The sequence below is a fragment of the Brevundimonas sp. FG8 genome (assembly GCF_057808845.1).
In genome coordinates this window covers 229,534-243,105 of the sequence record NZ_JBMDIU010000001.1, presented here as the reverse complement: position 1 = coordinate 243,105, position 13,572 = coordinate 229,534, and the positions used below count along the sequence as shown (strand labels likewise).

The following is a 13,572-nucleotide window of genomic DNA, read 5'->3' as shown; positions in this document are numbered from 1 at the left end:
CAGAGATGGTGAGAACGCTTACGGCGCTGGCGGCTGCAATGGCCCTGACGGGAATGCCCGCGCAGGCGCAGGACACAGCCTCCGAAAGTGCTGGCCTTTGGCGCCAGATGGCCGAGGCGGACAGCGCGGCGGCCCTGCGCCTGATCACCGACAACCATCCCGGCGCGCGGCCCGAACTGGGCGACACCGTCTTCCAGCAGCGGCTGACGGCCGCCAGGACCCACGTGCACGAGCGCCTGCCCGAAGTGCGCAGCTTCGAGGGCTACAGCGCCCTGATGGCCGGACTGGCCGCCGATTTCGCCGACGGCCACATCTGGTCCCGACCGCGCGTCGATGGAAAGACCCTGTACTGGACCGGCATCCTGCTGAAGCGTGAGGGACAGGCGTGGCGGGTCGGGTCGCTGCTGCCCGAGGCGCGTCTGCCAGACATCGAGAACGCCCGGCTGGTGAGCTGCGACGGCGTGGACGCGGAGCACTGGGCCGACGCACGGATCACCGCTTTCGTGGCGGGCGCACCGAACGAAGCGCAACGGGCGGAGGCGGCGGGGCGGCTGCTGACCGACGACGGCAATCCCTTCCTGAAACGCCCGGAGCATTGCGTGTTCGAGAAGACGGACGGATCGTCCGAGACGATCACCTTCCGCTGGGGGCGGGGCCCTGCGAGCTTCGTCGAGGAGCGGATCGAGGCCATCCAGAGCCGGGCCGAAGACGGCTATGCGCTGACGCCGTGGGACGGCGGCTACTGGATCCGACTGAGCGGACTGGACAACAACGCCGGGGCCGTCGTGACGGCGGTGCAGGAGGCCGAGGCCTCACTGAAGACCGCGCGGGTCGTGGTGCTGGACCTGCGCGGCAATGGCGGGGGCGACTCCCGGTACGGCGACGCCATTGCGGAAACGCTGTTCGGCCCGGATCATGTCCGGCAGGCCAAGGGCCGCAGCTCGGACTGTCAGGGCGCCTACTGGCGCGTGTCGGCAGACAACACCGCCGCCCTGAAAGCCTTGCGGGACAGTCAGGCGACCCGCAATCCGGAGACAGCGGCCAGAATGACCGAGGTGGTCGAGGGGATGGAGGCGGCCTTGACGGATGGTCAGGCCTTCTGGCCGGACCTGCCCGCCTGCGCCGCGACCGCTGATCTGGCCGACGAGGCGGCGCGGGCGCCTATCGACCGCCATGTGGTCCTGATCACCGACCGGCATTGCTTCAGCTCCTGCCTGATGACCACCGACCTGTTCCGGCGACTGGGCGCCCTGCACGTCGGCGAAGCGACAGATGTGTCGAGCCGCTACATGGAGGTGCGGACCATCGTCCTGCCGTCCGGCCTGCGCGACTTCTCGACCCTGCAGAAGGTCGCCGTCGGCCTGCCCGACTTCGGCCCCTACACGCCGGACATCCCCTACCCCGGCGTCATGGCGGACGATGAGGCGCTGAAAGCGTGGGTGGGGCAGCAGGCGGCGGGTCGCTAGGCCCGCTTCGCCTTCACCGCCGCGGCTTCCTCGCGCGGGAGGATGTGGCGGAAGTGAGTGACCGCCACCGTCCAGGTCTCCAGCAGCTTGCGGGCCAGCGGGGAGCCGGTCTCGACCGCATGACGGGTCACCAGTTCGTGCAGGCGTTGGCCGGCCTCGCCCATGACCGCGCCGGTTATGACCGAGGCGTCGCTGAGGCGCAGGTGGGCGGTGCTTTCGGGGTCGTGGATGAAGGCTTCGCCGCCGCTCATGCCGGCGCCGAAATTCCAGCCGGTCGAACCCAGCACCACGACAGCGCCGCCGGTCATGTATTCGCAGCCGTGCGCGCCGCAGCCCTCGATCACCGCCGTGGCGCCCGAGTTGCGGACGGCGAAGCGTTCGCCCGCCGCGCCCGCCGCGAACAGCTTGCCGCCGGTCGCGCCGTACAGGCAGGTGTTGCCGATGACCGCCGCGCCCGCCTGCCATGACGGCGGGCGGACGATGATCTCGGCGCCCGACAGGCCCTTGCCGACATAGTCGTTGGCCTCGCCATCGAGGATGATCCGCAGCCCCTTCATGCCCCAGGCCGCCAGCGACTGACCGCCGGCGCCGCGCAGGTTCAGGGTCAGGTGGCCGTCCGGCAGGTCGGAACCGTAGGTCCGCACGATGTGGGACGACAGGCGCGTGCCGATCGACCGCTGGGTGTTGGCGACCGAATAGGTCAGCTGCATCTTTTCGCGCCGGGCCAGGAAGGGCTCGGCGTCAAGAACGATGCGGGCGTCCAGCGCATCCGGCACCGCATTGCGCGGGGCGTCGGGCGCCTGACGGGCATCGCCCTCGCCCACCCGCACCAGCAGGGGGTTCAGGTCGAGATCGTCCAGATGCGCGCTGCCGCGCGAAATCTGCTTGAGCAGATCGGTCCGACCCACGGCCTCATCCAGCGAGCGCAGGCCGAGCGAGGCCAGAACCTCGCGCGTTTCCTCGGCGATGAAGCTGAAAAGATTGACCACCTTGTCCGCCGTGCCGGTGAACATGGCGCGCAGGCGCTCGTCCTGAACGCAGACGCCGACCGGGCAGGTGTTGGAGTGGCACTGGCGGACCATCAGGCAGCCGACCGCGATCAGGCTGGCGGTGCCGATGCCGTACTCCTCGGCGCCGAGCATGGCGGCGACGACGACGTCGCGCCCGGTCTTGATGCCGCCATCCGTGCGCAGGCGGACGTGGCCGCGCAGGCCGTTCAGGCTGAGCACCTGATGGGCTTCGGACAGACCCAGTTCCCACGGCATGCCCGCGTGCTTGATCGAGCCCATGGCCGAGGCGCCGGTGCCGCCGTTGTGGCCCGCGACCAGAATGATGTCGGCCTTGGCCTTGGCCACGCCCGCGGCCACAGCCCCGATGCCGGACGAGGCCACCAGCTTCACCGTCACCCGGGCGACCGGATTGATCTGCTTCAGATCGTAGATGAGCTGGGCCAGATCCTCGATCGAATAGATGTCGTGGTGCGGTGGCGGCGAGATCAGGCCCACGCCCGGCGTCGAGTGACGCATGCGGGCGATGAACTCGGTGACCTTGAAGCCGGGCAGTTGTCCGCCCTCGCCGGGCTTGGCGCCCTGGGCCACCTTGATCTCGATCTCGCGGCACTGGTTCAGGTATTCGGCGGTGACGCCGAACCGGCCCGAGGCGATCTGCTTGACCGCGCTGTTCGGATTGTCGCCGTTCGGACGCGGGTGATAGCGCTCCGGGTCCTCGCCGCCCTCACCCGAGACCGAGCGGGCGCCGATGCGGTTCATGGCGATGTTCAGCGTCTCGTGCGCCTCGGGCGACAGGGCGCCCAGCGACATGCCGGGGGTGACGAAGCGCTTGCGGATTTCGTTGACGCTCTCGACCTCGTCGATGGCGATCGGGACCGCCTCGCGGAAGTCGAGCAGGTCGCGCAGGGCCGTGGCGGGCAGTTCCCGTGCGCGACGGCTGTAGGCCTTGAACCGCTTGTAGTCGCCGCGCGTGGTGGCGTCCTGCAGGCGGTGGATCATCTCGGCGTCCCAGGCGTGGGTCTCCTCGCCCGCCCGGATGCGGTGGGCCCCGCCGATGCGCAGGCGGGCGCGGTCGGTGGAGAAGCCGCGCGCGGCCTTGGCCACCGACTGCTCCTCGATGCCCGCCAGACCGACGCCCGAGATGCGCGAGGTCATGCCGGGGAAGAACTCGGCCACCAGCGCGCGCGACAGGCCCAGAGCCTCGAACTCGCAGGCGCCGCGATAGGCGGAGATGACCGAGATGCCCTTCTTGGCGAGAATCTTCATCAGACCGGCCTCGACCGCCGCCCGGTGGTTCAGGCAGGCGTCGCGCAGGGACAGGCCGGGATAGCGGCCGCTCTCCAGACGTTCGAGGAAAGTCTCCTGCGCCAGCCAGGCGTTGACCGCCGTGGCCCCACAGCCGACCAGCACCGCGAAGGCGTGGGCGTCGATCGCCTCGGCCGAGCGCACCACCAGCGAGCAGTAGGAGCGCAGCCCCGCATCGACCAGACGGCCATGCACCGCCGAGGTCGCCAGAATCATCGGGATCAGGGGGCGATCCTCGCCCGCCCGTTCGTCGGTCAGGACGATCAGCCCGGCTCCGCCCTTCGCCGCCGCGACGGCTTCATCGCGGATGCGATCCAGAGCGGCGCGCAGGGCCTCGCCCTCGCGATCCCCCTCGGCTGGCGTGGGGAAGGTGCAGTCGATGACCGTGGTCGCGCCCGCGCCCACCACATCGAGCATCCGCTCGTACATGCCGGTGGTCAGGACCGGGCTGTCCAGCACGAAGACCCGCGTCTGGGTCTCGTCCTGCGCCAGGATGTTGCCGAGATTCTTGAACCGGGTCCGCAAGCTCATGGCCCCCGCTTCACGCAGGGAGTCGATGGGCGGGTTGGTGACCTGTGCGAAAGCCTGACGGAAATAGTGGGCGAAGGGCCGCGTCTGTTCGGACAGAACCGCGGGCGGGGTGTCGTCGCCCATGGAGCCGACCGCCTCCTTGCCGTCGCCGGCCATGGGGTCGAGGAGGGATTCGATGTCCTCCTGCGTCCAGCCGACCGCGGCCTGGAAGCGGGTCAGGGTCTCGCCCTGCAGCTTGCGCGGCTCGTCGCCGGGACCGACCAGCGGCTCGAGCGCGACCATGTTGGACAGCCACTCGCGGTAGGGATGCTTGGCGGCCAGACGGTCGATGGTCTGGGTCTCGTCGAACAGCTTCCCGGCTTCGAGATCGACAGCGATCATGCGACCGCCGTTGATGTGCAGGCGACGCGCGATGCGGTCGTCGGACACGCCGGTCATGCCCGCTTCCGAGCCGCAGATCAGCAGGCCATCGACGGTCTCGGCGGCGCGCAGGGGGCGCAGACCGTTGCGGTCCTTGCCCGCCACGACCCAGCGACCGTCCGTGGCGCAGATCGCCGCCGGACCGTCCCACGGCTCCATGACCGAGTTGCAGTAGGCGTACAGCGCGCGGTGATCGTCGGAGATAACGCCCTCTATGGGCGCCTCGGGGATCAGCAGGGCCTTAACCATGGGCGCGGGGCGTCCGGCGCGGACCAGCACCTCGAAGACATTGTCCAGAGCGGCGGAGTCGGAGCCGCCCGGCTGGATCACCGGCTTGACCGTCTCGTCGTCGGCGCCGAAGGCCTCGGCGGTCATGCGGATCTCGTGGCTGCGCATCCAGTTGGCGTTGCCGCGCAGGGTGTTGATCTCGCCGTTGTGGGCCAGCATCCGGAACGGCTGGGCCAGCCGCCACTCGGGGAAGGTGTTGGTCGAGTAGCGCTGGTGGAACAGGGCGACATTGGCCTCGACGCGCGGGTCGGCCAGATCGGGATAGAAGTCGGCCAGCGCCTCGGCCAGCATCATCCCCTTGTAGATCACCGACCGCGCCGACAGGGAGCAGACGTAGAAATGCTGCAGCCCGGCGGCCGTGGCGCGGGCCTCGATCCGGCGACGCAGCAGGTACAGGGCGCGCTCCAGATCCTCGCCCTCAAGCCCCTCGGGCGGGGCCAGCATGATTTGCTCGATCTCCGGGCGGGTGGCGGCGGCGCGCTGGCCCAGAACCTCGGCGCGGTGCGGCACCTGACGCCAGCCGTACAGCCAGAAGCCGGAGGCCATGACCTCGCGCTCGACGATGGTGCGGGCCTGCTCCTGCGCGCCCAGATCGACGCGCGGCAGGAAGATCATGCCGACGGCGATGGGGCCGGAGCGCGGCTCGTGGCCCGCGTCGCGGACCTGGGCCTCGAAGAAGGCGCGCGGCAAACCGATCAGGATGCCGGCGCCGTCGCCCGACTTGCCGTCCGCATCGACGGCGCCCCGGTGCCAGATGGCCGACAGGGCCTTCAGCGCCAGATCGACCACCTCGCGGCGCGGCTTGCCGTCGATGGCGGCGACCAGACCGACACCGCAGGCGTCCCGCTCGGACGCCGGATCATAGGCGTGGGCGTCGATCAGCTTCTGCCGGTCGGCCTCGAACTTCGTCAGGTCAAAGGTCACGCGGCAGCCCTCCGTTGCGAGGACAGCCACGCATCAATTTCGGCGGCGGCGTCCTGACCGTCGCGGACGGCCCAGACCACCAGCGAGGCGCCACGCACGATGTCGCCCGCGGCGAAAACGCCCTCCAGAGTGGTGGCCTTGGTGTGGCCCGCGGTGCGGATGGTGCGCCAGTCGGTGAGGGCCAGATCAGGCTCGTCGAACAGGGTCGGCATGTCTTCCGGCTCGAAGCCCAGAGCCTCGATGACCAGATCGGCGGCGACGTCGAACTCGCCGCCCGGCACCGGCTCGACCGACCAGCGGCCGTCCGCCGACTGGGCCGCCAGCGCCATGCGCTGGGCGCGCACGCCGGTGACGCCCGAGGCGCCGCCCAGCACGGCGCGGGGCGCGGCCAGCCATTCGAAGACGACGCCCTCCTCCTCGGCGTTGGCGGTCTCGCGCGCGCTGCCCGGCATGTTCTCCCGGTCGCGGCGATACAGGCAGGTGACGGACGTGGCGCCCTGACGCACGGCGGTGCGCAGGCAGTCCATGGCGGTGTCGCCGCCGCCGATGACCACGACCTTCTTGCCCGCCGCGTTCAGCGGGCCGTCGTCATAGGCCGGGACCGCATCGCCGAAGCCCTTGCGGTTCGAGGCGATCAGATAGTCCAGCGCCGCGATCACGCCGTCGGAGCCGCAGCCGGGCGCGGTCAGGCGGCGGGCCTGATAGACGCCGGTGGCGACCAGCACGGCGTCATGGGCGGCGCGCACATCAGCGAAGGGCAGGCTTCCACCGACATCGGCGCCGAGTTTGAACGCGACCCCGCCGTCGATCAGGCGATCCACGCGACGGCCGACGACGTGCTTCTCCAGCTTGAAGCCGGGGATGCCGTAGGTCAGCAGGCCGCCCGCGCGGTCGTGGCGGTCATAGACGGTGACGGCATAGCCCGCGCTGCGCAGACGGTCGGCCGCCGCCAGCCCCGCCGGGCCGGCGCCGACGATGCCGACGGACTGGCCCTTTTCGGTGCGAGGGCGGATCGGATCCACCCAGCCGTTCTCGAACGCCTGATCGCCGAGCCAGCGCTCGACCGAACCGATGGTGACCGTCTCCCAGCCCGACTGTTCCAGCGTGCAGGAGCCCTCGCACAGCCGATCCTGCGGGCAGATGCGACCGCAGATTTCGGGCATGGTCGAGGTGGCCTCGGACTGGCGCCAGGCTTCCTCGGCGCGACCTTCGGCGGCGAGGCGCAGCCAGTCGGGAATGTTGTTCTGGAGCGGACAGGCGGACTGACAGAAGGGCACGCCGCACTGGGCGCAGCGGCTCGCTTGCCCCTTGCCCGCGTCAGGCGCGAAGTCCGCGTAAATTTCGGCGTGGTTGTGCACGCGATCGGTCGCCGACACCTTGGTCGGGCCGGTTCTGGGGACAACAACGAAAGTCTGGTTCACGGACGCCAAGGCAAGCCCTCTTCGCAACTGCACAAGTTCTAGAGGCTTCAGGCAGGTCAGGCAATTTCCATGCTGTCCTTGCGCATTCATCCTGTTCGCCGGAAAATACAAACCGGCAAGACCCGCCAAAGAGGCAAGGTCTTGCCGGTCGCCGGGCGGAAGGGACGCCCGGATCTTTAGAAGAGGAACTTCAGCGTTCCGACGACGCGGTCATCCGACAGGGGCGTGTCCACTTCGGTGCCGTGGTAGCGCACGTCGATCGCGATGTTGTCGGTGATCGAATAGGCGCCCCCGGCGTTCCAGGTGCTGTAGTCATCGTTGACGTCCAGATACTGGTAGCCGACCGCCGCGCTGAGGCTCAGCTTGGAGATGGGGGCGTAGGCGATGTTGGCCTCGACGTAGGTCGCCTCCCCATCCAGGCCGAAGAAGTCCGGCGAGTAGTAGAGGGCGCCGCCGAAGGTCACCGGACCGACCGCGCGCGAGGCGGCGGCCTTGAGCTCGACATAGCTGTAGTCCGACCCCGACGGATCGTTGACGTACAGGTAGCCGACCACCCCGAAGTCGAGGCCGAAGCCGCCCGCTTCCGTGCGATAGCCGCCGTAGATGTCGATTTCGGCGTCGGTGTCGTCACCAAAGTCCACATTCGAGGCCCAGGCCCCGGCATAGAAGCCGGACTCGAAGGTGACGTCGACGCCGAGCTGGATCGCCGCTTCCTCATCCGTCTGGCTATAGCCGCGGAAGACATAGTCGGAGGTGACGGCGGCGTTGAAGCTGACATCCTGGGCGCTGGCCGACGAGGCCGCGCCGGTCGCGATCAGGGCGGCGGCGAAGGCCGCGGCGCAATAGGCGAGTTTCATTGTTCTTGTTCCCCAATTTGTTCGGTCGATGGTCGGCACGCAAACGCTTACTGGGGCCGGGGCAGGAGGAGAGAGCTCCCGCCCCGACGATCGCTCAGACGGTCTCCAGCGCCTCACCGTGCAGGTGGGTGTCGAGACCTTCTTCTTCCGCCTCCGCGCTGACACGCAGGCCGGTCGTGAACTTGCAGATGATCAGGATGACGAGGGTGCCCACCGCGCTGTAGGCGATGGTCCAGCCCAGACCGATCAGCTGGGTCATGACGTCAGCGCCTTCCGACAGGCTGTTGATCGCGGTCGAGGCGAACACGCCGGTCAGCAGGGCGCCGGCCAGACCGCCCGCGCCGTGGATGCCGAAGGCGTCCAGCGAGTCGTCGTAGCGGAGCAGTTTCTTGATCCACACCGACGAGGCGTAGCAGACCGGACCGGCGATCAGGCCGATGATGACCGCGCCCTTCGGGTCCACGAAGCCGGCGGCCGGGGTGATGGCGACCAGACCGGCGACGATGCCCGACAGCACGCCGATCAGCGACGCCTTCTTCTTCTCGATGACCTCGACGATCTTCCAGGTGATGGAAGCGGCGGCGGCGGCGAGAATGGTGTTGATCAGGGCCACACCCGCCAGCGCGTTGGCGCCGCCGGCCGAACCGGCGTTGAAGCCGATCCAGCCGACCAGCAGCAGTGAGGCGCCGATCATGGTCAGAACCGGGTTGTGGGCCACGATCGGCTCCTTGCCGTAACCCTTGCGGGCGCCGAGGAAGATCGCGCAGACCAGACCGGCCACGCCCGAGTTGACGTGCACGACCGCGCCGCCGGCGAAGTCCAGCACCCCGGCGCCGCCGAGGAAGCCGCCGCCCCACACCCAGTGGGCGATCGGCGCATAGACCAGCAGGGACCACAGGGCCGTGAACAGCAGCAGGCCGGTATACTTCAGGCGTTCGGCGAAGGCGCCGGTGACCAGGGCGGGCGTGATGATCGCGAAGGTCAACTGGAACGACAGGAAGACGAATTCAGGGATGCCCGGCAGCAGGCTGTGCGCCGTCTCCATGCCCACGCCGTTCAGGAAGAAGGCGTCGAAGCTGCCGATGAACTGGTTGACGGTGTCGCCGTCAAACCCGCCAAGGGCGCCCGCCTTGCCGAAGGCGATGGAGTAGCCGGCGATGAACCAGACCAGGGTGGCGACGGCGAAGACGCCGACTGACTGGGTGATGGTGGCGATGACGTTCTTGCGGCGAACCATGCCGCCGTAGAAGAGCGCCAGACCCGGCAGGGTCATAAGCAGAACGAGAGCCGCCGAGGTCAGCAACCAGGCGGTGCCGGCGCCGTCGAGTTCCAGCGGAACCTGATGGCCCAGAAGGGCCGGAGCCGGTGCGGGCGCGGCGCTGGCCGCGGTCGCGATTACCGATGTCAAAAGACCGAGCCCGAGAGCAAGGCCGCCGCGAAGTCGTGTCATCTCAATCCCCCAAAAGGATGCCGTTACGCATTTGCAAACTGTTTACCGCACCTGCGAAATCCGCAAGTGGGCGGAAGAAGATTCAGGAATTTTTGTTGCGTTCGCAACGCACTTGACTTCACCAAACGCAAAACTGTTGTCGCCATACGATCCATAGCAATCAAAATCGTGCTTATTTACGGCTTAGCTTGCGAATTCGCAGTCGCAGCATTTTTGGGGGATTGACGAGCCCGCCCGCGTTCGTCACCGTAAAGACACTCATCAAGACCGGCTGAGGGATAGGCCCTTTGACGCCGGGGCAACCTTCCAGTGATCCACCCGATCATTGGAGATGGTGCCAACTCCTGCGGGGCGTCTTCGGAAGCCGCGAGAGATGAGTGAAGCGAGTGGTCCATCACGGGGCCAGACGACTTCACGGGTCTTTCTTCGCAGATGTTGGTTCGCCCCATCGGTTTCGCTGAGTGGAACCGGAGCGGACAGTGGCGTCCACCACCGAATGGATCATCGACGAGGCTCCCGGCCGTGACGTGACGGCCGCGATTCCGGCCGACTTCCGGCTGGCCTCGGGCGAGCGTCTGTCGGCGGACACGCTGGTCGGCCGCATCCATGGCCCGACGAAGGGACCGCTGGTCGTCATCACCGGCGGCATCTCAAGCGGCCGCTTCGCCGCCCGCTGGTGGTCGTGGGCCGTGCGTCACGGCGGACCGGTCGATCTGGACCGCGTGCGGGTGCTGGCCTTCGATCTTCTGCCGGGAAAGACGGAGCCGGGCGTCACCATCACGACCCAAGATCAGGCCCGCCTGCTGGCCGTGCTGCTCGACAGCCTGAACGAGGCGCGCATCGACGCCTTCGTCGGCGCCTCCTACGGCGGTTGCGTGGGTCAGGCCTTCGCCGCGACCTTCCCCGAACGGATCGGTGAGCTGATCGTGATCTCCGCCGCCCACCGCGCCCATCCGGCGGCTACCGCCTGGCGCGGGGTGCAGCGCCGGGTGCTGGCCTTCGCCCGCGATTGCGGTCGTGAGGCCGAGGGCGTGTCGCTGGCCCGCGAACTGGCGATGACCACCTATCGCACCGCCGACGAGTTCGACTGGCGCTTCGCCACCATCGCCCCGGCGCAGGCCGGCGAGGCTTATCCGGTGTGCGAGTACCTGATCTCGCGCGGCGCCGACTACGCCGAGGCGACCAGCGCGGACCGCTGGATCTCCCTGTCGGATTCTCTGGATCGCCACGCGGTCGCGCCCGAAGCCATCCGTTGCCCGCTGACCTTGCTGGGCTTCACCAGCGACCGGCTGGTCCCGATCGAAGACCTGCGCGAGCTGGCCGCCCGCGCCCCCGCCCTGCGTCGCTTCGCCGAGGCGGGCTCCATCTTCGGCCACGACGCCTTTCTGAAGGAGCGCGAGCTGGTCGGCCGCACGCTCCACGACGCCCTTTCACCCCTGTACGTCCGCCAGCCTGACGAGATCGCCGCATGACCTGCTCCAGCGAAGCCCATCCCTGTACCACCGCCGCCCGGCACGGCGTGAACAACGATCCGGCGCACGGGGCGGTGATGCCGCCGCTGTACCTGTCGTCGAACTACAGCTTCGACGGCCTCGAGGGTAAGCGGAAGTACGACTACACGCGCTCGGGCAACCCGACCCGCGACGTGCTGGGCGAGACGCTGGCCAGGCTGGAAGGCGGCGCAGGCGCGGTGATCACCGCGACGGGCATGGCGGCGGTCGATCTGGCCCTGTCGTCGCTGGAGCCGGGCGACCTGCTGCTGGCCCCGCATGACCTGTACGGCGGCACGCACCGCCTGCTGTGCGCCCGCGCGCGCCGCAACCATTTCGACGTCCAGTTCGTGGACCAGAATGATCGCCAGGCGCTGGACGCCGCCTTCGCCCTGAACCCCAAGCTGATCCTGATCGAGACACCGTCGAACCCCCTGATGCGCGTGGTGGACGTGGCCGACATCTGCGCCCGCGCCCGCGCGGTCGGTTGCAAGTCGGCGGTGGACAACACCTTCCTGTCGCCCGCCCTGCAGAACCCGATCGCCCTGGGCGCCGATCTGGTGATCCACTCGACCACCAAATACATCAACGGCCACTCGGACGTGGTCGGCGGCGCCGTGGTGGCGAAGGATCAGGCCGATCTGGAACAGCTGACCTGGTGGGCCAACTGCCTGGGCGTGACCGGCTCGCCCTTCGACGCCTATCTGACCCTGCGAGGCGTGCGCACCCTGTTCGCCCGCGTTGAGCGGCAGCAGGCGACGGCCGAGCGGATCGCCGAATGGCTGGACGCCCACCCGGCGGTGAAGCGCGTCAACTATCCGGGCCTGAAGAACCACCCGGGACACGAGATCGCCGCCCGCCAGCAGAAGGGCTTCGGCGCCATGCTGAGCTTTGAACTGGCCGATCTGGACGCGGTGCGGGCGCTGGTGGACCAACTGGAGGTTTTCACCCTGGCCGAGTCGCTGGGCGGGGTGGAAAGCCTGATCGCCCACCCGACCCTGATGACGCATGCGGCCATGACGCCCGAAGCGCGCGCCACCGCGGGGATCACCGACGGCCTGCTGCGCCTGTCGATCGGTCTGGAGCATCCGGAAGACCTGCTGGCCGATCTGTCGGCGGCGCTGGACGCCGTCGTCGCCCGTACATCGCTGGAAGCCGAGGCCGCCTGAGATGACCGCCGCTTCGCTGCCCCTGCCCCGCCCGGTATCCGGCGCGGACCTGACCGCTCACGTCTCTGATGAGCCCGTCGCCCTGCTGCAACTGGATGTCTCCGACACGGCCGAGGCCGCCAGCGCGGTCTATCGCGAGGTCCGTCGCGGGCGTCGCGTGGTCGCCGTCGCCTCGGGCGGCGTCGACGCTTCGGCGAGACTGGCGGAGGCGCTGGACCTGATCGGCGTGACGACGGCGCGCCCCGGGCCAGGTCAGGCCCTGCTGGATGCGCCGGTGTCGATCGTCGCGGGTCCGGAGACCGCCATCGCTCATCCGCGCACGATACCCGCGCGCCCGCTGCGTGTGGCGCTGGCCGGATGCGGCGTGGTCGGCGGCGGCGTGCTGGCGCGCCTGTCGACAGACGACCGGTTCGAGGTGGTCGGCGTTCTGGTGCGTGATCCGAAGAAGCCCCGCGACCCGGCGGTTCCCGGGGCCCTTCTGCTGGGCGACCCCGCCGCCCTGCTGGCGCGCGAGCCGGATGTGCTGGTCGAGGCGATCTCCGACGCTTCGACCGGATTGGCGCTGATCCGCGCCGCCCTGTCGCGCGGGGTCGATGTGATCAGCGCCAACAAGCAGGCGGTGGGCGGTGATCTGGCGGCGCTGACCGCACTGGCCGAGGCGCACGAGGCGCGACTGTTGTACTCCGCCAGCGTCGGCGGCGGCTCGCCCCTGATCGAAACGGTGCGCCGGGCCCGGGCGCATGGCCCGGTCGTGCGCATCGAGGCCGTTCTGAACGGCACCTGCAACTTCATCCTGAACCGACTGGCCGCGGGCGTGGCCTTCGACGAGGCCCTGATCGCCGCGCGCGATGCGGGCTTCGCCGAGGAAGACCCGACCGCGGACCTGTCGGGCCTCGACGCCTCGGCCAAGCTGGCCATTCTGGCGCATGAGGCCCTGGACGGCGGGATCTCGCCCGAGCGTATCGCTCGCGAGACCCTGTCGGCGGACGCGGCGCTCCTCCCCGGTCGCGTCCGCCAGCTTTCCCGACTGGACGTGCGAACGGACAGCGCCGCCGTCGCCTTCACGGCGGTGGACGGCGACAGCCTGTTCGCCGACCTGCCGGACGAGTGGAACGCCCTGCGCGTGACCACCGGAGACGGTCGCGTCTTCACCGCGCGTGGACGCGGCGCCGGGCGCATTCCGACGACCGAAAGCGTCTGGGCCGACCTGACTGACCTGCTGGCCTGAGCGACGGCCCCGG

At 69.2% G+C, this 13,572-nt stretch carries 8 protein-coding genes and 1 riboswitch; of the genes, 4 read left to right on the top strand and 4 right to left on the bottom strand.

The features are described 5' to 3' along the window. The first annotated feature begins 5 nt into the window (after positions 1-5). Positions 6-1,466, top strand: a complete 1,461-nt coding sequence (locus ACODRV_RS01080) for a S41 family peptidase (RefSeq protein ID WP_488907139.1) — start codon at positions 6-8, stop codon at positions 1,464-1,466. Here ACODRV_RS01080 and gltB read toward each other — a convergent pair. From gltB to ACODRV_RS01060, 4 genes are all read right to left on the bottom strand, one after another. Next, positions 1,463-5,944, bottom strand: coding sequence for a glutamate synthase large subunit (gltB, locus tag ACODRV_RS01075; protein ID WP_488907138.1), 4,482 nt, complete (start codon positions 5,942-5,944; stop codon positions 1,463-1,465). The two genes, ACODRV_RS01080 and gltB, sit on opposite strands and share 4 nt — an antisense overlap. After that, the gene (locus ACODRV_RS01070; protein ID WP_488907137.1) at positions 5,941-7,374 is read right to left on the bottom strand and encodes an NAD(P)-dependent oxidoreductase; all 1,434 of its coding nucleotides are present in this window, start codon (positions 7,372-7,374) and stop codon (positions 5,941-5,943) included. The genes gltB and ACODRV_RS01070 overlap by 4 nt, the downstream gene beginning before the upstream one ends. A 167-nt stretch (positions 7,375-7,541) precedes the next feature. Further along, positions 7,542-8,222, bottom strand: coding sequence for a TorF family putative porin (locus ACODRV_RS01065; RefSeq protein WP_488907136.1), 681 nt, complete (start codon positions 8,220-8,222; stop codon positions 7,542-7,544). Between the two features lie 94 nt (positions 8,223-8,316). Beyond that, positions 8,317-9,672, bottom strand: a complete 1,356-nt coding sequence (locus tag ACODRV_RS01060; RefSeq protein WP_488907135.1) for an ammonium transporter — start codon at positions 9,670-9,672, stop codon at positions 8,317-8,319. A gap of 255 nt (positions 9,673-9,927) precedes the next feature. Further along, a riboswitch (SAM riboswitch) is annotated at positions 9,928-10,052 on the top strand. 99 nt (positions 10,053-10,151) lie between these two features. Here ACODRV_RS01060 and metX point away from each other — a divergent pair. The 3 genes from metX to ACODRV_RS01045 are packed head-to-tail and all read left to right on the top strand — an operon-like array spanning position 10,152 to position 13,559. Continuing rightward, positions 10,152-11,144, top strand: coding sequence for a homoserine O-succinyltransferase MetX (metX, locus tag ACODRV_RS01055; RefSeq protein ID WP_488907134.1), 993 nt, complete (start codon positions 10,152-10,154; stop codon positions 11,142-11,144). Next, positions 11,141-12,331 carry a cystathionine gamma-synthase gene (metB, locus tag ACODRV_RS01050; RefSeq protein ID WP_488907133.1) on the top strand — a complete coding sequence of 397 codons (1,191 nt, stop codon included), beginning with the start codon at positions 11,141-11,143 and terminating at the stop codon, positions 12,329-12,331. Before metX ends, metB begins: the two co-directional genes overlap by 4 nt. A gap of 1 nt (position 12,332) precedes the next feature. Then, positions 12,333-13,559 (top strand): homoserine dehydrogenase, encoded by a 1,227-nt coding sequence (locus ACODRV_RS01045; RefSeq protein WP_488907132.1) that lies wholly within the window; start codon positions 12,333-12,335, stop codon positions 13,557-13,559. The last annotated feature ends 13 nt before the right edge of the window (positions 13,560-13,572 follow it).

What these genes read in the sequence shown, in the direction of transcription:
- ACODRV_RS01080 (WP_488907139.1), top strand. Translation starts at nt 6, where the DNA reads ATGGTGAGAACGCTTACGGCGCTGGCGGCTGCAATGGCCCTGACGGGA.
- ACODRV_RS01060 (WP_488907135.1), bottom strand. Translation starts at nt 9,672, where the DNA reads ATGACACGACTTCGCGGCGGCCTTGCTCTCGGGCTCGGTCTTTTGACA.
- ACODRV_RS01045 (WP_488907132.1), top strand. Translation starts at nt 12,333, where the DNA reads ATGACCGCCGCTTCGCTGCCCCTGCCCCGCCCGGTATCCGGCGCGGAC.
- metB (WP_488907133.1), top strand. Translation starts at nt 11,141, where the DNA reads ATGACCTGCTCCAGCGAAGCCCATCCCTGTACCACCGCCGCCCGGCAC.
- ACODRV_RS01065 (WP_488907136.1), bottom strand. Translation starts at nt 8,222, where the DNA reads ATGAAACTCGCCTATTGCGCCGCGGCCTTCGCCGCCGCCCTGATCGCG.